At 70.3% G+C, this 19,044-nt stretch carries 17 protein-coding genes; 10 read left to right on the top strand and 7 right to left on the bottom strand.

Annotated elements, in window-relative coordinates; translation table 11 throughout:
- Nucleotides 1-86: 86 nt before the first annotated feature.
- Entirely contained in the window at nucleotides 87-1,283 is a 1,197-nt protein-coding gene (locus AB0F41_RS10790; RefSeq protein ID WP_357422576.1) for an amidohydrolase, read from the bottom strand.
- 36 nt (nucleotides 1,284-1,319) lie between these two features.
- Complete coding sequence (locus AB0F41_RS10785) at nucleotides 1,320-2,063, bottom strand: sulfite exporter TauE/SafE family protein (RefSeq protein WP_357422575.1); 744 nt, start codon at nucleotides 2,061-2,063, stop codon at nucleotides 1,320-1,322.
- Nucleotides 2,064-2,229: 166 nt separating this feature from the next.
- Between AB0F41_RS10785 and AB0F41_RS10780 the strand changes: the two genes are divergently transcribed.
- From AB0F41_RS10780 to AB0F41_RS10770, 3 genes are all read left to right on the top strand, one after another.
- Nucleotides 2,230-2,973: a GntR family transcriptional regulator gene (locus tag AB0F41_RS10780; protein ID WP_357422574.1), complete on the top strand. Its 744-nt coding sequence runs from the start codon at nucleotides 2,230-2,232 to the stop codon at nucleotides 2,971-2,973.
- Nucleotides 2,974-3,118: 145 nt separating this feature from the next.
- Nucleotides 3,119-4,486 (top strand): amidohydrolase family protein, encoded by a 1,368-nt coding sequence (locus AB0F41_RS10775; protein WP_357422573.1) that lies wholly within the window; start codon nucleotides 3,119-3,121, stop codon nucleotides 4,484-4,486.
- 63 nt (nucleotides 4,487-4,549) lie between these two features.
- Nucleotides 4,550-5,302 (top strand): isocitrate lyase/phosphoenolpyruvate mutase family protein, encoded by a 753-nt coding sequence (locus tag AB0F41_RS10770; protein ID WP_357422572.1) that lies wholly within the window; start codon nucleotides 4,550-4,552, stop codon nucleotides 5,300-5,302.
- A gap of 54 nt (nucleotides 5,303-5,356) precedes the next feature.
- Here the strand turns inward: AB0F41_RS10770 and AB0F41_RS10765 are convergent, their stop codons facing one another.
- The 5 genes from AB0F41_RS10765 to AB0F41_RS10745 are packed head-to-tail and all read right to left on the bottom strand — an operon-like array spanning nucleotide 5,357 to nucleotide 10,418.
- The gene (locus AB0F41_RS10765) at nucleotides 5,357-6,163 is read right to left on the bottom strand and encodes an ABC transporter ATP-binding protein (RefSeq protein ID WP_357422571.1); all 807 of its coding nucleotides are present in this window, start codon (nucleotides 6,161-6,163) and stop codon (nucleotides 5,357-5,359) included.
- A 52-nt stretch (nucleotides 6,164-6,215) separates the two neighbouring features.
- Nucleotides 6,216-7,118: an ABC transporter permease gene (locus AB0F41_RS10760; RefSeq protein ID WP_357422570.1), complete on the bottom strand. Its 903-nt coding sequence runs from the start codon at nucleotides 7,116-7,118 to the stop codon at nucleotides 6,216-6,218.
- Complete coding sequence (locus tag AB0F41_RS10755; RefSeq protein WP_357422569.1) at nucleotides 7,115-8,089, bottom strand: ABC transporter substrate-binding protein; 975 nt, start codon at nucleotides 8,087-8,089, stop codon at nucleotides 7,115-7,117. The genes AB0F41_RS10760 and AB0F41_RS10755 overlap by 4 nt, the downstream gene beginning before the upstream one ends.
- Nucleotides 8,086-9,276 (bottom strand): amidase family protein, encoded by a 1,191-nt coding sequence (locus AB0F41_RS10750; RefSeq protein ID WP_357422568.1) that lies wholly within the window; start codon nucleotides 9,274-9,276, stop codon nucleotides 8,086-8,088. Before AB0F41_RS10750 ends, AB0F41_RS10755 begins: the two co-directional genes overlap by 4 nt.
- A complete protein-coding gene (locus tag AB0F41_RS10745) occupies nucleotides 9,273-10,418 on the bottom strand; it encodes an acetamidase/formamidase family protein (protein WP_357422567.1) in 1,146 nt (381 codons plus the stop codon). Before AB0F41_RS10745 ends, AB0F41_RS10750 begins: the two co-directional genes overlap by 4 nt.
- A 422-nt stretch (nucleotides 10,419-10,840) precedes the next feature.
- Between AB0F41_RS10745 and AB0F41_RS10740 the strand changes: the two genes are divergently transcribed.
- From AB0F41_RS10740 to AB0F41_RS10710, 7 genes are all read left to right on the top strand, one after another.
- On the top strand, nucleotides 10,841-11,698 hold the full coding sequence (locus AB0F41_RS10740) for an alpha/beta fold hydrolase (protein ID WP_357422566.1): 858 nt from the start codon (nucleotides 10,841-10,843) through the stop codon (nucleotides 11,696-11,698).
- 204 nt (nucleotides 11,699-11,902) lie between these two features.
- Entirely contained in the window at nucleotides 11,903-13,435 is a 1,533-nt protein-coding gene (locus AB0F41_RS10735; protein ID WP_357422565.1) for an acyl-CoA synthetase, read from the top strand.
- A 149-nt stretch (nucleotides 13,436-13,584) separates the two neighbouring features.
- Nucleotides 13,585-13,941 carry a hypothetical protein gene (locus tag AB0F41_RS10730; protein ID WP_357422564.1) on the top strand — a complete coding sequence of 119 codons (357 nt, stop codon included), beginning with the start codon at nucleotides 13,585-13,587 and terminating at the stop codon, nucleotides 13,939-13,941.
- Nucleotides 13,942-14,078: 137 nt separating this feature from the next.
- On the top strand, nucleotides 14,079-15,611 hold the full coding sequence (locus AB0F41_RS10725; RefSeq protein WP_357422563.1) for a hypothetical protein: 1,533 nt from the start codon (nucleotides 14,079-14,081) through the stop codon (nucleotides 15,609-15,611).
- Between the two features lie 213 nt (nucleotides 15,612-15,824).
- A complete protein-coding gene (locus AB0F41_RS10720; protein ID WP_357422562.1) occupies nucleotides 15,825-18,230 on the top strand; it encodes a nitrate- and nitrite sensing domain-containing protein in 2,406 nt (801 codons plus the stop codon).
- On the top strand, nucleotides 18,208-18,624 hold the full coding sequence (locus tag AB0F41_RS10715; RefSeq protein ID WP_357422561.1) for a roadblock/LC7 domain-containing protein: 417 nt from the start codon (nucleotides 18,208-18,210) through the stop codon (nucleotides 18,622-18,624). Before AB0F41_RS10720 ends, AB0F41_RS10715 begins: the two co-directional genes overlap by 23 nt.
- Nucleotides 18,621-18,995, top strand: a complete 375-nt coding sequence (locus AB0F41_RS10710) for a DUF742 domain-containing protein (protein WP_357422560.1) — start codon at nucleotides 18,621-18,623, stop codon at nucleotides 18,993-18,995. Before AB0F41_RS10715 ends, AB0F41_RS10710 begins: the two co-directional genes overlap by 4 nt.
- The last annotated feature ends 49 nt before the right edge of the window (nucleotides 18,996-19,044 follow it).

The raw sequence follows: 19,044 nt of genomic DNA, 5'->3' as shown, positions 1-19,044 counted from the left end.
GCCGATCGCGGTCCACCGGATTACGCGTCTGTTTCGTATACGATCAGCCGTGCCTCGGCCTCGGCGTCTCGATGGGGCGTCTCGTGTCAGTCGATGAGCTGCCCGGCCCGCGCGACCACCCGGCCGCCCTTCACCACCAGTGCCCGCGGTGCGACACCCACCACCGCCGCGGCCGGAGTCGGGGCGTCCACGGTCAGGAAATCCGCCCGGGCGCCCGGGACGAGCCCGTACTCCGCCAGACCCAGAACCCGGGCGCCGCCGTGGGTTCCGGCGGCCAGCGCGAGTTCGATCTCCGCATCGGCGAGCAGGCGGTCACGGAAGGCGACGGTCATGATCCGGCGGAGCATATCGCCGTCGCCGTAGGGGGTCCACAGATCACGGATACCGTCGTTGCCCAGCGCGAGAGTCGCACCGGCCGCGTGCATCACCCGGGCGGGTACCACCGGCGCGTCCCCCACCGCGCAGGTCACCATGGCGACCCCCGCCTCCGCCAGCCGTTCCGCGAACCGCTGCTGCTCGTCGGCGGGCAGCCCGCCCATGGCGTAGGCGTGGCTGATGGTCACCCGGCCGGCCATACCGGTCGCCTTGGTGCGTTCGATGATCAGATCGAACTCCCAGGCCCCGAGGTTGCCCGGATCGTGCAGGTGGATATCGATCTTCGCGCCGAACCGTTCGGCCAGACCGAAGATGGTGTCGAGCTGACCGGTCGGATCGCCGTCGAACCCGGCGGGGTCGATACCGCCCACCACCTCCACCCCGTCGGCCAGCGCCGCGGCGAGCAGATCGGCGACACCGGGCCGGGAGATGAGACCGCCCTGCGGGAAGGCGACCAGTTCGACGTCCACCCGGTCACGGTGGCGGGCCGCGGCCTCGCGTACCGCCTCGACCCCGCCCAATCCCACCGAGGGGTCGATATCGATATGACTGCGCACATAGGAGGTGCCGGCGGCGATCATGGCGCCGAGCAGGTTCCCGGCGTAACCGGCGTTCGGGATGCCGAGTTCGGCGCGCCGGTTCTCACCGTTGGCGATCCGGCCCGCCAGCGAACGCCCCCCGGTGTTGGGCACCCACGGCCCGCTGTACAGGGTTTTGTCCAGATGGCAGTGGGTGTCCACGAATCCGGGCAGTACCAGGGCGCCGTCGAGGTCCACGGTCTCGATATCGGGGGCCGGGAGCGCGGGGCCGATGCTCTCGATCCGGCCGTCCCGGACCAGGATGTCGGCGGTGGCGAGTGGACTGCCCGGGGTCCAGGGGCGGCCGTTGCGCAGCAGCAGGTCGGTCATGGTTCCTTCTTTCCCGAGGTGGAGTGACTTCCTGAATCAGGTGAACAGCATCGCGAGGCCCGCACCGGTACCGAAGACGATCACCACGCCGCGGAATACGCCGGGACGCAGCCGGTCGGCGATCTTGGCGCCCACCGTGCCGCCGAGCAGGCAGGCCGGGGCCAATACCGCGACCGACCACCACTCGACGGGCCCGAACAGCGCGACGGCGATGGTGGCGGTGGTCGAGACGGCCAGGGTGAGGGCGCTCTTGAGGCCGTTGAGCGAATTGATCGACGCCTCGATCCCCAGGGCGAGGGCGGTGAGCAGCACGATCCCCATGCCGCCGTTGAAGTAGGCGCCGTAGACGCCGCCGAGGAAGACCCCGGCGAAAAGTGTGAACCGGGAATCGCCGCCCTTCTGGGCCAGTCTCTTGGAGATCACCGGCTGCGCGGCGAACAGCGCCGTGGCGGCCAGCACCAGGTACGGCACGAGCGCGGCGAAAACCTCCGGCGGAGCCGCGAGCAGGGCGATCACACCGCCGATCGCACCGGCCGTCCCGGCGACGACGAGTCCCGGTACCAGACTGCGGTGATCGGCCAGCCGGGAGCGCAGGGCGGCCGCACCTCCCAGGTAGCCGGGCCAGACGGCCACGGCATTGGTCACCGTCGCGGTCACCGGGGGCAGTCCGGTGGCGACGAGGGCGGGAAACGAGAGCAGGCTGCCGCCGCCGGCGATGGCATTGCACACGCCGGCGCCGAATCCGGCCACCAGCAGCAGAACCGCGTACACGGGATCCATGGCGTCCTTCCGATCCGAAGTGAGTCCGGATCGTATACGAAAAATTTCCAGCCTGCCGATCGAGTGCCGCCGGTCACTCCAGCCGCCCCGGTCGGGCGAGCCCCGGCAGCGTCCGGTGGGGTTTCCTGGTATCCAGTGGAAATACCGGGCGGCGGATCGTAGACGAATGCCGCCGCTCCCCCAGCGAACCGAGGACGATGTGGACAGCACCCGCAACCCGCGCATGACCAAGCAGCAGGTGTGCCGCGCCATTCGCGACGACATAATCCACGGCCTGTACGCCCCGGGACAGCGGCTGACCGAGGACACCCTGGCCGAGAGTTACGGCGTCTCCCGGGTACCGGTGCGCGAGGCGCTGCGCACCCTGGAGGCCGAGGGTTTCGCCTACTCACGGCCCTACGCGGGCACCTTCGTCGCGGAACTGACCGAGGACGAGGCGGCGGACCTGCTCGAGATCCGCGCCCTGCTGGAACCGATGTGCGCGAGCCGGGCCGCGCACCGGCGCACACCCGAACAGCTCGGACGGCTCAAGGAGCTCACCGCATTGGGACAGGAGTCCGTGCGGACCGGCCGGCTCGATGATCTGACCAGGCTCAACAGCCGATTCCACGAGGTACTGGCCGAGGCGTCGGGCAGTACCCTGCTGACCCAGCTGATCACCCAGCTGGGCTGGAAGATCGCCTGGGTGTACGCGGTCGAACTCCCCCGCCGCGCCGCCGATTCCTGGTACGAGCACGAGCGGATCTGCGATGCGCTCGAGGCGCGCGACGCCGACGCGGCCCGGCGGCTGGTCGCCGAGCACATCGGGCACGCCACCACCGCTTACCGGCTGCGGCAGCGGGACCCCGCACCGGTGGATGCGGCCGGCACGGCCACCGCCGGCCGGGCCGGCACCGCGCCCGCGGGTTAGGAACCCACCCGGCGGGCCACGGGCCACCCGCGGGCTCGGATCAGCGCGAGTTCGTATTCGTAACCTGAGCGAAGCAATCCGCCGCACTTCCGGAAACACCCGGGTCGTATACAAACCGGAGTTCGTTTTTCTCCGGGAGGTATCGATGCCGACAGTCCCGCTCCGCGCACCCGAGTCGACAGTCCCGCTCAACGCACCCGACGCACCCGTGCCCGGCGCCCCGCTGCGTGACACGCCGGACACCGCGCCCGGCACGGTGGATCTGCTGCTGCGCCGCGCCCGGATCGATGACGCGACCGCCCCGGTCGATATCGCCGTCACCGGCGGCGTGATCACCGCGGTCGAATCGGAGATCGCGGAACCGGCCACCGTCGAGATCGACTGCGCCGGCCGGGTGGTGATCCCCGGACTCGTGGAATCACACGTACACCTCGACAAGGCGCTGCTCGACCGGGAACGCGCGAACGACGACGGCACCCTCGCCCGGGCGATCGCGATCACCGCGGACCTGAAACGCGAGTTCACCGCGGATTCCATCCGGGACCGCGCCCGCCGGGTCCTGGAACAGGCGATCGGCAACGGCACCACGGCCATCCGGGCCCACCCCGACGTGGACCCGATCGTCGGACTGCTGGGCGTACACACCCTGCTGGAGTTGCGGGAGGAGTTCCGCGGCCGGATCGACCTGCAGATCGTCGCGTTCCCGCAGGAGGGCATATTCCGCGCACCGGGCACCCTGGCGCTGCTGCGGGAAGGTCTGGCCGACGGTGCCGATGTGATCGGCGGCTGCACCTACAACGAGGATTCTCCCGGCGAATGCCGCCGGCATATCGACCTGGTTTTCGAACTCGCCGCCGAATTCGGGGTGCCGGTGGACCTGCACGCCGATTTCGCCGACGATATCGGCGATCCCCGGTTCGCCCTCGCCGACTACATCGCCGAGGTCACCGACCGCACCGGTATGGGCGGCCGGGTGACCATCGGCCACGCGACCTCGCTGGCCGCCCGGGAACCCGGCGACCGGCGGCGGGTGCTGCGCCTGCTCGCCGATGCCGGGGTCGCGGTGGTACCGCTGCCCGCCACCGATATGTTCCTCGGCGGCCGCACCGATACCGCGAATATCCGCCGCGGTATCGCCCCGGTCCGCGAACTGTGGGCCGCCGGAGTGCGCACCGCCTATTCGTCCAACAACATCCGCAACGCCTTCACCCCCTACGGGAACGCCGACCTGCTCGATATCGGCCTGTTCCTGGCGCAGACCTCGCATCTGGCCGGTCCCGCCGACCTCACCCGGGTCCTCGGTATGGCCACCTACGAGGCCGCCGCGGTGATCGGTATCGCCGACACCTACGGCCTGCGGGTGGGCGCGGCGGCGGATCTGGTGGTCCTGGACACCCGGCGGGTCGCCGACGCGCTGCTGGACCGCCCGGACCGCAGCTATGTGATCAAAGGCGGCCGGGTGGTCGCGCGGACCGTCCGCACCCGGGAGTTGCTACCCGTCACAGTGGGATGAGCGAACCACCGAAGTCCGCGGGGCGTCGCGGTGAGGTGCCCGGGGTACGGCAGGATCGGCGGGATGACCACATTGTCGGAAAAGGCCGCCGCGTTTCTCGCACTCCATCGTCCGGGTGATCCGGTCATCCTGCCCACGGTCTGGGACGCCTGGTCGGCGGATCTGGTGCAGCAGGCCGGCTTCCCGGCGCTCACGGTCGGCAGTCATCCGCTCGCCAACTCGGTCGGCAAAGCCGATCACGAGGGTATGGCCTTCGCCGATGTACTCGGTCGAGTCCGGGAGATCACCGCCGCGGTGGAGGTGCCGGTCTCGGTCGATCTGGAATCCGGCTACGGAGTCGAGCCGGTGGCCCTCATCGACGGGCTGTTGCAGGCGGGTGCGGTCGGTTTCAACCTGGAGGACACCGTGCACAAAGAGGGCGGCCGGATGCGCGAGCCGCAGGAGCACGCCGATCTCGTGAGCTGGTTGCGTCAGGCCGCCGACGATACGGGTGTGCACGTCGTCGTGAACGCCCGTACCGATCTGCTGCTCACCGCGTCCGGTGACACGGCCGAACTGGTCGGGCCCGCGATCCAGCGATTGCGGCTGGCGGCCGCGGCGGGCGCCGATGTGCTGTATCCGGTGGGCCGTTACGGGCCCGAGGTGCTGAGCCGCCTGTGCGCCGAACTGCCGTTGCCGGTCAACGCGGTCACCCTGCCGGAACAGGGCGATAAGTCGTACTTCGCCGATGCCGGTGCCGCGCGGGTGAGTTTCGGGCCGTTCCTGCAGTCCGCGCTCGCCACCGAGGCGAACCGGCTGCTCGAGCCCTGGCGGTGAGCCCACACGGAGGAAGCGCACCGCACCGGACGGCCGGGCGATCCGGGTCGAGTGCTACGCCGCGGCGCGATCGCCCTGGTGGATGAGCGCGTCGATACGGCGTTTGTAGTCGTTGAATTCGGGGGTGGTGGATTCCCGCTCGCCGGGCAGGTCGATCTCGATGACCTCACGGATATGCCCCGCCGACCCGTGCGCGGTGCCGCCGGCCATCACCACCACCCGGTCGGACAGGTACACCGCCTCCTCCACGCTGTGGGTGACGAAGACGACCGTCACCCCCGAATCCCGGTGGATGCGGGCCAGTTCGGCCTGCATCCCGGTGCGGGTGAGCGCGTCCAGGGCGCCGAAGGGTTCGTCCATCAGCAGGACCGCCGGGCGGTTGGCCAGCACCCGGGCGATGGCCACCCGCTGCTGCATACCACCGGAGAGCTGATGCGGGAACGAATCGCGGACCCGGGTGAGCCCGACCGTTTCCAGGCAGCGGTCGGTGGTCTCACGGATATCGTCGCGGGTCATCCGGGCCTGTTTCGGCCCATAGGCGACGTTCTCGGCGACGGTCAGCCACGGGAACAGGCCGTAGTCCTGGAAGACGACGCCGCGGTCCGGGCCCGGTCCGGTGACCGGTTCGTCGGCGACGGCGACCGAACCCTTGGTGGCGGTTTCGAAACCGGCGAGAATCCGCAGCAGGGTGGACTTACCGCAGCCGCTCGCGCCGACCACGCAGAGGAATTCACCGGCCGCGATATCGAGTGAGACGCCGTCCACCGCGTACCCGGCGGCTCCCGGATACTGTTTGCCCATGTCCGCGAGGACGATCCGGGCGGGCCGGTGGGGGCGGCGGCGGGTGGAGTAGATCTTCATGGTGATCACCTGATCCGGGAAAGAGTCATGGGCGGCGGGGGACGCCGCCGGGTCACGGGAGGAGCGGGCGCCGCCCGGCGAGCAGCCGTACGGCCAGCATCATGATGCGGTCCGCGAGGAATCCGGCCAGGCCGATCACGATCATCACCGCGACGATGAGGTCGGTGCGCGACTGTTCACGGGCCTGAGTGATCAACGCGCCCAGTCCCACCCGGATACCGACGGTCTCCCCGACCACCAGGATCACCCAGGACAGTCCGAGCGCGATCCGCAGACCGGACACGATGGTGGGAATGGCCGCCGGCAACACCACCTTGTACAGGGTCTGCGCGGGCGGAGTCCCCAGCATCGCGGCGGCCTCGAACAACCGCTGCGGCACCGCGCGCACCCCGGCGATCGTATTGATCAGGATCGAGAACACGGCGGCGAGGAATACCAGGAAGATGGTCGCGCGATCGCCGAAACCGATGATGAGCAGCGAAAGCGGGGCCCAGGCCGTCACCGGGATGGGCCGGATCAGGCCGAGGGTCGGTTCGAGCATCCGGTAGACCAGCGGTGACCGGCCCATCACGATACCCAGCGGTACCGCGATGGCGGCGGCGATCGCGAAGCCCTGGACCACCCGCAGCGTGCTGGCGTAGAGGTGGATCCACAGGGTGCCGCTGTAGGTGTCGTCGACGATCCCGCCGACCGCGAGGTCAGCCAGCCGGCGCGCGACTTCGTACGGGGTCGGCAGGAATTCCATCTGGATGCCGAACGGCAGCGTCCAGCCGCCGCCCACGCCCTGCTGCCACAGCAGGAGTCCGAGCACCGGTACCGGCAACGCCCAGAGCAGGGTGATGATCCGCCCCCGGTAGCGCGCCCACCGGGCCGTGCCCTTGCGGGGCTCGGCCCGGGCCGGGGTGGCCGGGGGCTTCGCCGCGGCGGTTTCGGCCGCGATTCCCAGCGTGGTCATCGGGACGCGCCCACGGTGTCGAGGAAATCGGTGCGGAAGACCTTCGTCATATCCGGCGCGGCCGGGAGCTGGTCGAAGGCCACCATCTGCCGCGCGAGTTCGGCCACCCGCTGCCGGTATTCGTCGTCCAGCTGCCAGCGCAGGCTGATGTTCTCGATGGCGATATCGGTGACGGCCCGTTCCATCCCGAACGTTTCCACGAGCCCGGCGGCCCAGGCGTTGTGGTCGCCCTCCATGAAGTCGGTGGCGCGGGTGAAGGCGCCGACGGCGTCGCGGGCGCGGTCGGGTTCGGCATCCAGGAAGGCGCCGTTGCCGCCGAAGACGATATTGGTGGCGCCGATCGGGGTCTCGTAGGGCGAGACGATCTGGTGGGCGCCGGCCTGCCGGGCGATGGATACGCCCATCTCGGCGCTGAGGAACGCGTCCACCCGGTTCGCCGTGTAGGCGTTCGCCATATCCGAATAGGCCAGATTCACCAGCTGCACATCGGAGTCCGGATCCAGGCCGTGCGCGCGCAGGGTGAGTTTCAGTGCGATCTCCTGCGACGATCCGGCCGGGAACCCGATTCGCTTACCGCGGAGATCCTGCACATTCCTGATCTCCGGACGCCCGACGAAACCGGATCCGCCGTCGGCCGCCGAGGCGATGATCCGGACGTTCTGTTCCGCGGCGATCCCGGCGAGCATGGCCGGTGCGCCGAGGACGCCGAGATCGATGGCGCCCGAGGCGAGCGCGTTCTTGATATCGGGCGAGTTCTCGAAGAGCACGACCTCGTAGGTGGTGTTCTCCGGCGCGAACCGCTGCATGAAATACGGGGCGTACAGATGCGGCTGCCCACGCAGGGTGCCGATCTTGATCGCGCCCGGATCGCCGCCGACGCTGTCCGGCGTGGCGAGGCACCCGGTCAGGCCGGCCACCGCCAGGACAGCGACCGCGACGATCGAGAAGATATGACGGAGTGGGCGTTTCATACTCGGTCCTCACTGTGGAGCGGCCCCTCGGCGAGAACAGCGGCGCTGCTGAGCGCGAGGCGGATCAGGGAACGGTCGGTACCGGGCGCGCCGACCAGGCAGACGCCGACCGGCACGCCGTCGTGACCGCCCAGCGGCAGCGCCACCGCGGGCAACCCCGCGATGGCGGCCAGGCAGGTCAGTGCGACAGTGCGGGAGCGCGCCGCGGCGAGCACCTCCGGGCCTGCCGACCGGGGCGGCGGCTGGGTCGCGGTGGCGGGCAGGATCAGGGCGCGGCCGGTGACCGCGGCACGGATACGGTCCGAGGCGTCCGCCAAGATCGCCCGCGCGGCCGCGGCCCGCTCCGGAGTCACGGTCGCGGCGAAGGCGAACCGTTCGGCCACATCGGGTGCCAGCGCACCGGGATGCGCGGCCACCCACGGCCCGTGGTTGGCCCACGCCTCGAACGCCTGGACGACGCGGAACGCCTCGGCCCACGAGTCATCCGGTGCGATATCCACTCGCCCGGCGCCGAGGCCGCTGGCATAGGCGCGGACGGCCGCCGCGATCGGGGCGTCGGCGTGGTCGCACAACGCGGGGTCGGTCACGAAACCGGTGGGCTCTACAGGTTCGTTCGCGAGGACGCAGTCCGCCACCGCGGCCAGCGTGGCGCCGTCGCGGGTGAGCCAGCCGACCGCGTCGAACGACTGCGCCAGGGGCAGCAGGCCGCTGGTCGCGACCCTGCCGTGGGTGGTGCGGATCCCCCAGAGACCCTGGTAGGCGGCCGGCACCCGGATCGACCCCGCGGTATCGGTACCCAGCCCGATACTCACCTCGCCGCGGCGCACGGCCACCGCCGGACCGCTGGTCGAGCCGCCCGGGATCCGGTCGGGGGCGGCCGGATTGACCGGCATCCCGAATCGGCCGTTGCTGCCGGTGAGGCTGTAGGCGAACTCGTCGGTCTGCGCGATACCCGCGATCCGCGCGCCCGCGGCCAGCAGCCGGGCCGGTACCGCGGCGTGCTCGCGGGCGGCGGCCCGGCCGAGTTCGTAGCCGGGCACGCCCGCGCCGACGGTGTACCCGGCCAGTGCGTAGAGATCTTTGACCGCCACCGTGTGACCGGTGAGCGGCCCCGGCGCGGTGGCCTCGATCAGCGGCGTACCGGCCAGGCGCCAGACGGTGGTATCCACATCGGCGACCACGGTCATCGCACCCGCTCCAATATCCGGCGGGCCAGCGCGGTATCGGCTCCCGGGCCGAAATCGGATCGGCGCACCGCGGCATGCACACCGCGTACCTGGTCCACGGCCTGCGAGACCGTGAAATCCGTGGCGGCGCTGAGATACAGGTAGGCCCGGCGGGGTTCGGCCTCGAAAAGTTCGGAGATCATCTCCACCGCGTGGGTCACGCACAGTTCCAGCGCGGTGTTCAGGTCCGGATGCAGCCCGGTGGGGATCAGCAGCCCGTGGGCGGCGGCGAACGGCCCGATCCGGCCGCCGAAGCCGCCGGCGATCTCCGCGGCCGGGATCACATCGACGGTGAGGGTGGCGCGCAGCGGCGCCTCGAGCGCGGTGAGCGCCACCTCGCCGTCGCCCTGGGCGAAGTGCGGATCGCCGATATAGAGCATCGCGTCGGGAACCTGCACGGGCAGGAACAGGGTCGCGCCCTCGGTGAGGAGTTTGACGTCGATATTGCCGCCGTGCGGTCCGGGCGGCACCGAGTTCACCCGGATCCCGGTATCGGTCGCCACACCGATGATGCCCAGGAAGGGTGCCAGCGGGAAGGTCGCGTGGGCCGCACCGGCGGTGGAGGCCAGCGGCATGGTGGCGTACCAGTCGTCCTCGTGCGCCCGGACCCGGCAGAACTGGCCGTAGTCGCCGTCGAATCCCGGACGTCCGGCGAGGACACCGCGCCCGTGCCGGGTGGATATCACGCCGTAGGGCGCCCGCATGGTCAACGCGTCGATCCGCACCGCGAGCAGATCCCCCGGCCGCGCCCCCGCGACCGCGATCGGCCCGGTGACGATATGCGGCCCCGCTCCCGGCTCACGCCGGCACCGGGCCGTCACTTCGACGGCGTCCGCGAGCACATCGTCGCGTTCCACCCCGTGACTACCGAAGTAGCGCACGGGGTCCGAACCCTGGTCTTCCAGGATGCCCTCGTGGCTGATCGTGTCGATCACCACCGTCGTGCCCGAGGCGAGGGTCGCCACCGGGGTGTCGGAACGACACGGCAACCGGCCCCAGAGCACCGTGCCGGGCTCCGCGGGTACATACGCCGTGCCCGGCTCGATTCCCGTGTCCTGCTGCAAAACCGGGAAGGCCGCGGCCTCCTGCCAGGTCAGCGTCACCGCGATCTCCTTATTGGTCAGACCACCTGATGCATCGACGATAAGATGCGGAATCGGCCCTGGCGAGAACGGGCGCCGAACGTAACCACCGCTTTACCGGACGGCAATACAACCTGGAAAATCCCGCTGCGGCGGTAACTTCCCCGACCAATTGGCCGGGATCCGGCACGGTGGAAGACAACGGGAAATCAGCTCCGGGGAGTCCGGATCGGAGCAGTTTCGACAGATTGGTCAGACCACTGGCCCGGCTTACGGCCGGTGTTTGCCGGTCCGGCCGCCACAGCCGCCCGGACCATCACCGGCACCGGCTCCACGGGCGAGTGCCGCCACACCGACTCCGTTGCCCGGGCCCGGCCACCGGACCGGCTCGCGGACCCGGCATTGCGTAGCGTTCGGCGGGACACCCCGGCGAGGAGGACCAGATGACGGGCGAGGACAGCGGGCACACGACAGCCGTGGGCGACCGGGAGATCTTCTACCGCGACCACGGCAGCGGCCCGGTCGTCGTGCTGCTGCACGGCGGCGGGCCCGGCGCCTCGGGCGCGGCCGCCTACGCGCGCAATATCGATGTACTCGCCCGCCGGTTCCGGGTGATCGTGCCCGACCTGCCCGGCTACGGCCGGTCCACCAAACGGATCGACCGGGCCGACCCCTTCGGCGATCTGGCCGCCGCGGTCGGCGGACTGCTCGACGCACTGGGCCTGCCGAGCGCACACCTGGTCGGGAACTCCTACGGCGGGGCGGCGGCGCTGCGGCTGGCGATGGACCGCCCGGATGTCGTCGACCGGTTGATACTGCTGGCCCCCGGCGGTATCGGCACCACCCGCACCCTGCCGACACCGGGGCTGCGCGCACTGCTGTCCTACTACAGCGGAGAGGGACCCACCCGGGACAAACTCGCCGTCTTCCTGCGCGAGCACCTGGTCTTCGACGGCAGCGCCGTCACCGACGAGATGATCGACGCCCGCTTCCGGGCCGGCCTGGACCCCGAGGTCGTCGCGAATCCGCCGCTGCGCCGCCCGTCGGGCCGGGGCGCGGCACGGACCCTGCTGCGGATGGACCTCACCCGCGACGCCCGCCTGCGGCAGGTAGCGCACCCGACCTTGGTCGTATGGGGCGCGTGTGACCGGGTGAACCGGCCCGGCGGCGCGCGCATGCTGGCCGGCCGGATGCCCGACTGCGATACCTACCGGGTCGCGAACACCGGCCACTGGGTGCAATGGGAGCGGGCCGGACTATTCAACGAGCTGGCGACCGCCTTCCTGGAGGAGCGGCGGTAACCGCGGCCCCGGGGCGGCAGTCCGCGGCGGAAGCCGATCGGAGCCCGCGAGTTTGGAGATAGTAACCGAATCACCGTTCACTTTCGGCTATCGTCGCGCTACCGGGCGATACGCCCGGCGGGAGACGCGCGACGCGGCGCGGCGCGGGTCCCCCCTCGGCTCGGCGGTCGGTCACGATCGCACCGTTGGCGAAGTAGGAGCAGCATGTACCCCGGCGCGCATGTCGATCGTTTCCCTGATAAACCGGCCGTCATCATGGCGGGGACCGGCGAGACGCTCACCTATCGGCAACTCGAGGAGAACTCCGCCCGGCTCGCCCGGCATCTGCACGAGGCGGGTCTGCGCCGCGGCGATCACATCGCGCTGCTGTCCGGAAACGATCCGAAGGTGTACGAGGCCTACTGGGCGGCGCTGCGATCCGGTCTTTACATCACGGCCGTCAACCGGCATCTGTCGCCGGACGAGATCGCCTATATCGCCGACGACTGCGGCGCCCGCGCGCTGATCGTGTCGGCGGGACTGCGCGAGGTCGCCGAGCAGGTCGCCGGGAAAACGCCGGCGGTGGAGATCCGGCTGGCCTTCGGCGGCGCGGTCGCCGGATACGAATCCTACGAAAAAGCCCTGGCCGCGGCCTCTCCCGAACCCTTGGCCGACCAGCCGCGCGGCGCCGATATGCTCTATTCCTCCGGCACCACCGGCCGCCCGAAGGGGATCAAACAGTCGCTGTCGGACAGTCAGGTCGGGGACGAGCCCGGCGACCCCTACACCGCCGTCTTCGGCCCGCTCTACGGATTCGGCCCCGACGCGGTGTACCTGTCGCCCGCCCCGCTCTATCACGCCGCGCCGCTGCGGTTCGGCGGCGTGGTGCACGCCCTGGGCGGCACGCTGGTGGTGATGGAGCGGTTCGACGCCGAGCAGGCCCTGGCCGCGATCGAGCGCTACCGGGTCACCCACAGTCAGTGGGTGCCGACGATGTTCGTACGGATGCTGAAGCTGGACGAGGCCGTGCGCGGCCGCTACGACGTATCCAGCATGCGGGTCGCCGTCCATGCCGCGGCCCCGTGCCCGGTCGAGGTCAAACGGGCGATGATCGACTGGTGGGGCCCGGTGCTGTACGAGTACTACGCGTGTACCGAGGCCAACGGCGCCACCTTCATCAACAGCGAGCAGTGGTTGCGGAAGCCGGGTTCGGTCGGCCCCGCCGGGATGGGCTCGATCCGGGTCTGCGGCGACGACGGCGCGGAACTGCCGACCGGCGAGATCGGCACCATCTACTTCGAACGCGAAGAACTGCCGTTCACCTATCACAACGATCCGGCGAAAACCGACGACGCGAAGCATCCGGACCATCCGAACTGGACCACCACCGGGGATATCGGCTACGTCGACGCCGACGGATTCCTGTTCCTCACCGACCGCAAGGCGTTCATGATCATCTCCGGTGGCGTGAACATCTACCCCCAGGAGATCGAGGACGCGCTGGCCCTGCATCCGTCGGTGCTCGACGTCGCGGTGATCGGGCTGCCCGACGAGGAGATGGGCGAATCGGTGAAGGCGGTCGTCCAGCCCGCGCCCGGCGCGGAGCCGGGGCCGGCACTGGCCGCCGAACTGCGCGAGTACCTGCGTGAACGGATCGCGCACTACAAGGTCCCGCGCAGTGTCGACTTCGCCGCGGAACTGCCGCGCACTCCCACCGGCAAGCTGGTCAAGCGCAAACTGCGCGAACAGTACCTCTGACGACCCTCCTCTCACCGGGCCGCGCTCGCTCGGCGGGTTCCGGCGCCGGGTGGGCGCGGGCATCCGGCGGAACCCGGACCCGGGACCGCGGCCGGCGAGCACGTTTGGGCCGACCGCACCGGGCTATCCCGCGCCGAGGAGGTCCGGCGATGACCGACGATGTGGAGAAACGCTGGTCCGACGACGGAAACTTCCGCCGGGCCGTGCGCTATGTACTGGCCGTGCTGGTGGTCGCGGCACTGGTGTGCGCGGCCACCGCCGTATGGGCGGGCACCGGCCGCTGCCGCGACGCCGAGGACCTGCTGTGCGATACGCCCGCGCAGGTCGCCGTGCTGTTCGGGCCGGGCGCCGTGCTGCTGCTGGGCGGTATCGGGGCGTTCGCCGAGACGATCCGGGTGTGGCGGCGCGGCGGGACCTGGCCCATCTGGCAGGGCGCGGGCTGGTTCCTGCTGCTGCTGACCCTGTTCTATCTCGGAATGGGCAGCGCGACGGTACCGGCCGGCTGACCCACGGCGGTGTCGCGCCGCAATACCCCCGGTAGCCCTGCTAACCCACCCCCGCGTGTGGCAGACTCTGCGGGAAATGCTGGGACGACGGCCGCTCGCGACCGTGCGCGGAAGGTGATGCGGGAATTGAGATCGCGATGGATCTGATCGCCATCGAGGGGCGGGTCGCCGCGGACCGGATCGCGGCGCGGGACCGGACCCCGGAATCCGAACTCCAACTGGCCGCCACCCTGTGTGAACTCGCCACGGGGTATCTGGAGACCAAGAACGACGGTTCGGTGCGCAACCGGGTGGCGGGCGCCCTGGAACCCGCGCAGGAAGCGGTGATGATCCGGCTGCGCTGGTTCACCGCGGGCCGGGTGTCGGCGGTGTTCGCCAACGAGGTCCAGGACACGCTGCGGCTGCTGGAGCAGGCCGCGCGCGCCATCGGGCATCGGGAACTGGCCACCGCCACCATTCGCGACGCCTGCAACGCCTACACCCGGGTCGCGCACGAGCACCCGAACGCGGCGGGTGTCTGCGCGGACGGTCTGTCGAAGTGCGGCGTATGGCTGTGCCGGCTCGACCCGGGCGCGGCCGTGGTGGCCACCAACGAGGCGGTCCGGATCCGCGCCACGCTGTTCGAGGCCGATCCGGAGCAGTGCCGCAAATACCTCGCCACCCTGAACACCCTGCTGCGCACGCTGATGGTGGGCCGCCAGCGCAAACAGGCCGTATCGATGTATCGCGAGCGCTATACCGCGCTCACGACGCCGGCCATGGCGGCGCAGTTGCGCGCGCTGAAGATCGAGGAGATCGGGTTCACCGGCAAAACTCAGGCCGCGCTGCGGAAACTGGAATGCCGGACGCTGGAGCGCGCCGGATACCTGACGCAGCAGCAGATCCTGTACCAAAGCGCGGGCGATCTGGCCACCATCGAGGAGCTCAACTGGCAGCTGGCGCTGGTCGGGCTGAAACCGCTGGTCGCCGGCGCGATGCCGGATCAGCCCGCCAAACCGGTGGAGATCGGTTCGTCCTTCGGCGCGTTGAGCGTGTTGTGTTCGGCGCCCGACGCGCTCGAACAGGTCCGGGCCGCGATCATCGAAACCTTCACCGCGGCCGGTGCCGAGCGGGCCGATATCAACACCGCCTACGGAGTGGACAAAACGCACTGGGGGACCCGGGACCCGCAGATGAACGCCGCCGCCGAACTCGGTGAGGACATCGTGCTCGTCGAGCGGCTCTCGGGCAGCTGGGTGGGGGTGAAGAGCCTCAAGTGGGAGCTCACCCCGGTGGCCAAGAACCCGCTGGCGCTGAGCCTCTCGAAGCATTGGCCGGTGCTGAGTGTGACCAGCACCGAGAGCTTCGCCTACGAATTGTGCTGGTACGAGCAGGGCAGCGCCACGCAGTACGCGGCGCTGGGCCGGCCGGCCGAACCGGTCGCTCTCGACGCCCCGCTGGCTCCGCTGGATTTCGGCAAATTGGCCGACTACGGCGCCGATTACGCCTCGGAGACCCAGATCCGTTCCGCGTTCGGCAATGCCACCATGTTCGCGAAACTGACCGAACTCCCGGCCAGCGGTATCCGGCAGGCGGCCGAGGCTCGGCCCCTCGCCGAATACGGTGATCTGGTGCTCTGCTTCCGGGCACCCGCGGCCGGGCGCGCCACCGCCACTCGGACCACCGGCTGACCCATCCGTTAAAAGGCAGTTCCGGAATTCGACCAACCCTCCTGGTGAGACTGATCATTTCCGACACTGAAACGCCCAACTTTCGGTAAATTCTCGGATCGAGAGCACGATGCATTGCCGGATGACCGCCAGTGCCGAGAGAGTTGGGCGGTGGCCGGCCACGAATGCCGTCGGACGCGCGCATGCCCGGGAACGAGTTGAGCTGCTGTGGCTGTGCGTTTGCCCCTCCCCGAATTCGTGGTCCGCAGGCTCCGCGCCCGCCGGGACCGGACCCGCGGCCGGGTCGGTGTCCGGACCCGCCTGCTCGCGATCGTCCTGATCACCAGCATCGCGCTGCTGGCGATCGGCGTGGGAGCCGCGGCCTACCTGGTGCAATCCGGCCGGGACGCACGGGAATGGGCCGATCTGGCGAGCAGTACCACCACACCCGCCATCCGGATGGTGCAATCGCTCCAGGAGGAGCGGCGGCTCTCACTGCTGGATCTGGCCGGTGACCCGGGGGCGGCCCCCGCCCTGGTGGACGCGCGGCAACGCTCCGACGCGGCACTGGCGCTACTCACCGCCAAGGGCGATGCCGCCCAGCGGCTCGACCCGGACGGATCGAGCGATCAGCTGGAGGGCTACCGCAAACTGTTCGAGGCGGTCCCCGTGTTGCGCGCGGGCATCGACGCCCGCGCATTGCCGCGGGAGGAAGCGTTCGGTTTCTTCAGCGCGGTGATCGATACCGTGATCGACGCCTCCGTGCTGGCCGCCCGGGTGGCTCCCGACGCCGGAATCGGTATCGCACTCAATTACGGTGTCGAGCCGCTGCGCGCGGCCGAAGCGTTGTCGAAGGCCGATACCCTCGGCGCGGTGGCGCTCACCCTCGGTGAGCTGAGCGAGGCGCAACTGATCGAGTTCAACCGCCTGGTCGGCGAATTCCGCGGCGAGGTGACCTATTCGGGCACGCAGCTCGAGGGGCAGCGGCTGGCGCAACTGGAGGCGATCACCACCTCCGCGGCCTGGCATCAGCTGATCGCGGTGCAGAACGCCGTCATGCTGCGCGGCCCGGTCACGACCGAGACCTCCGAAGAGGGCACCGGCGGCAAAAACGGCAGCGGAACCGGCAGCGGCTACGACTCCGAAGAGTCCACCGATTCCGATGTATCCGAGCTGCCGTTGACTGTCGCCGCCTGGCAGCAGGCCTCCGGCGAGGTCATCGCCGGCCTGCTGAAACTCTGGGAGGACCAGAGCGCCGACGCCCATGCCACGGCCCGGGCCCAGGGCGAGGAGACCGCGCTGCGCTCGCTGGCCGGCGGCGCCGCGGTGCTGTTCATCACGGCGCTCGCGTTCCTCGCCGCGCTGGTGCTGGCGAACCGGTTCATCGCCCGGATGCGCCGGTTGCGCAACGACACACTGGAACTCGCCGATCAGCGACTCCCCGACATCATGGCCCGCCTGGACCGCGGGGAGCAGGTCGATTCCGCCGCCGAGGTAGCCCGGCTGGACTTCGGCACCGACGAACTGGGACAGGTGGCCGACGCGTTCAACCGGGCGCAGGTGGCCGCGATCTCGGCCGCGGTGGCCGAATCCCGGACCCGCGCCGGTTTCCACACCGTGTTCCTGAATATCGCCCACCGCAACCAGCTGGCCGTGCACCGCCAGCTCGCCCTGCTGGACCGGGCCGAACGCCAGGAGGAGAACGCCGAACAGCTCGAGCTGCTGTTCGAGCTCGACCACCTCGCCACCCGCGCCCGGCGGCACGCCGAGAACCTCATCGTCCTCGGCGGCGAACAACCCGGCCGGCGGTGGCGCAATCCGGTGCCGCTGTGGGATCTGGTTCGCGGCGCCGCCGCGGAAAGCCTGGACTACACCCGGATCCACACCGGCCGGGTGGCCGATGTGCGGGTCGTCGGGAAGGCCGCCTCCGACCTCATCCATCTGCTCGCGGAACTGATGGACAATGCCACGGCCTTCTCGCCGCCGGACTCCCGTGTCGAGGTGTCGGCGACGGTGGTCGGCCGCGGGGTCGCGGTCGAGGTCGCCGATCAGGGCCTGGGAATGTCGGACGAGGAGATCGCCACGCGCAACCGGCTGCTGGCCGAGCCGCCGGACTTCGGGGTGGCCGCGCTCACCGGTGACACCAGGCTCGGCCTGTTCGTCGTCGCCACCCTGGCGGCCCGGCACGGGGTCGCCGTGCGGCTGTCGGAGTCGGTGTACGGCGGGATCAAGGCCATCGTGATCATCCCGACCCCGCTCACCGAATCGGGCGGACCGGTATCCGGCGAACGCCCGGCCATCGGACCGGTGGATGTCGCGGCCGCCGAGCGGCCCCCCGGCCCCACCGCGCCCCCGCGCAGCGCCAACGGTATGGCCGAAACCCTCACCGTCGTCTCGGAGCCCCGGCCCGCCGAGGGCCCCCGTCCGGCACTGCCGCGACGGCAGCGGCCACCGGCCGACAGCGATACCGGCCGGATCCCCGTGCTCGAGACACCGCCCACCCGCACCCCGGAGCAGGCGCGAAACCTCATGTCGGCCATCGAGGGCGGCACCCGGTCGGGTCGCCGCGCCGGGCCCGGCACACCCACAACAGAACACATTCGAGAAGAAGGCAACGATGACCACTTCCCCGCGCACTGACCTGAGCTGGCTCCTCGAAGAACTCGTCGGCGGTCTGCCCGACGCCGAATCCGCCGTACTGCTGTCCACCGACGGACTGCTGATGGGCCATTCGACCGGGCTCGACCGCGTCGACGCCGAACGGTTCTCGGCGATGGCGTCGGCGTTCCACAGCCTGGCGCGCAGCGCCGGTAGCCATTTCGACGCCGGCGGGGTCTGCCAGACGGTCGTCGAACTCGATCGGGCCGTCCTGTTCATCACCGCGGCGGGCGGTAACGCCTGCCTCGCCCTGCTGGCCGCCGAATCCGCGGATATGGGCATGGTGGCCTACGAGATGAACCGCACGGTCCAGCGGGTGGGCGCGCATCTCGCGGTCGAGGCCCGCCCGTACCCGAACGGCGCGAGACAGCCGTGAACGCCCCGCACGACCCCTGGGACGAGGAGGACGCCGGACCTGTCGTACGCCTCTACGCGGTGACCCGCGGTAGAGGTCGTTCCGCACGGGCCGACCTCACTCTCGATACCAGGGTGATCGATGCCGGGGCCGGGTTCGCGCCGCGGCGTACCGAACCCGAGTACATCGACATCATCGGGCTGTGCCGGCACCCGCAGTCGGTGGCCGAAGTATCGGCGCAGCTCCGTCTCCCGCTCGCGCTGACCAAAATCCTGATCGCCGATCTCATCGATGACGGCAGGCTGATCGTCCGCGCCCCCGTGGAGACCGCCGACACCGCCCCGGACGTCGATCTGCTGCGGACGATAGCCCACAGCCTGCGGGGAGGCTGAGCTCACAACCGTTCCGATCCAAACCTCGAGGACCGCTCGGTGAGACCCG

The organism is Nocardia sp. NPDC024068 (genome assembly GCF_040638875.1).
In the GTDB taxonomy this organism is placed as follows: Bacteria; Actinomycetota; Actinomycetes; order Mycobacteriales; family Mycobacteriaceae; genus Nocardia.
The sequence above is the reverse complement of the archived record's forward strand: the minus strand, read 5'-3'. Positions and strand labels throughout refer to the sequence as shown.

Bases quoted from the DNA above. Each gene is read 5' to 3' on its own strand.
- AB0F41_RS10790 (WP_357422576.1), bottom strand. From the start codon at position 1,283: ATGACCGACCTGCTGCTGCGCAACGGCCGCCCCTGGACCCCGGGCAGT.
- AB0F41_RS10785 (WP_357422575.1), bottom strand. From the start codon at position 2,063: ATGGATCCCGTGTACGCGGTTCTGCTGCTGGTGGCCGGATTCGGCGCC.
- AB0F41_RS10780 (WP_357422574.1), top strand. From the start codon at position 2,230: ATGCCGCCGCTCCCCCAGCGAACCGAGGACGATGTGGACAGCACCCGC.
- AB0F41_RS10775 (WP_357422573.1), top strand. From the start codon at position 3,119: ATGCCGACAGTCCCGCTCCGCGCACCCGAGTCGACAGTCCCGCTCAAC.
- AB0F41_RS10770 (WP_357422572.1), top strand. From the start codon at position 4,550: ATGACCACATTGTCGGAAAAGGCCGCCGCGTTTCTCGCACTCCATCGT.
- AB0F41_RS10765 (WP_357422571.1), bottom strand. From the start codon at position 6,163: ATGAAGATCTACTCCACCCGCCGCCGCCCCCACCGGCCCGCCCGGATC.
- AB0F41_RS10760 (WP_357422570.1), bottom strand. From the start codon at position 7,118: ATGACCACGCTGGGAATCGCGGCCGAAACCGCCGCGGCGAAGCCCCCG.
- AB0F41_RS10755 (WP_357422569.1), bottom strand. From the start codon at position 8,089: ATGAAACGCCCACTCCGTCATATCTTCTCGATCGTCGCGGTCGCTGTC.
- AB0F41_RS10750 (WP_357422568.1), bottom strand. From the start codon at position 9,276: ATGACCGTGGTCGCCGATGTGGATACCACCGTCTGGCGCCTGGCCGGT.
- AB0F41_RS10740 (WP_357422566.1), top strand. From the start codon at position 10,841: ATGACGGGCGAGGACAGCGGGCACACGACAGCCGTGGGCGACCGGGAG.
- AB0F41_RS10735 (WP_357422565.1), top strand. From the start codon at position 11,903: ATGTACCCCGGCGCGCATGTCGATCGTTTCCCTGATAAACCGGCCGTC.
- AB0F41_RS10730 (WP_357422564.1), top strand. From the start codon at position 13,585: ATGACCGACGATGTGGAGAAACGCTGGTCCGACGACGGAAACTTCCGC.
- AB0F41_RS10725 (WP_357422563.1), top strand. From the start codon at position 14,079: ATGGATCTGATCGCCATCGAGGGGCGGGTCGCCGCGGACCGGATCGCG.
- AB0F41_RS10715 (WP_357422561.1), top strand. From the start codon at position 18,208: ATGACCACTTCCCCGCGCACTGACCTGAGCTGGCTCCTCGAAGAACTC.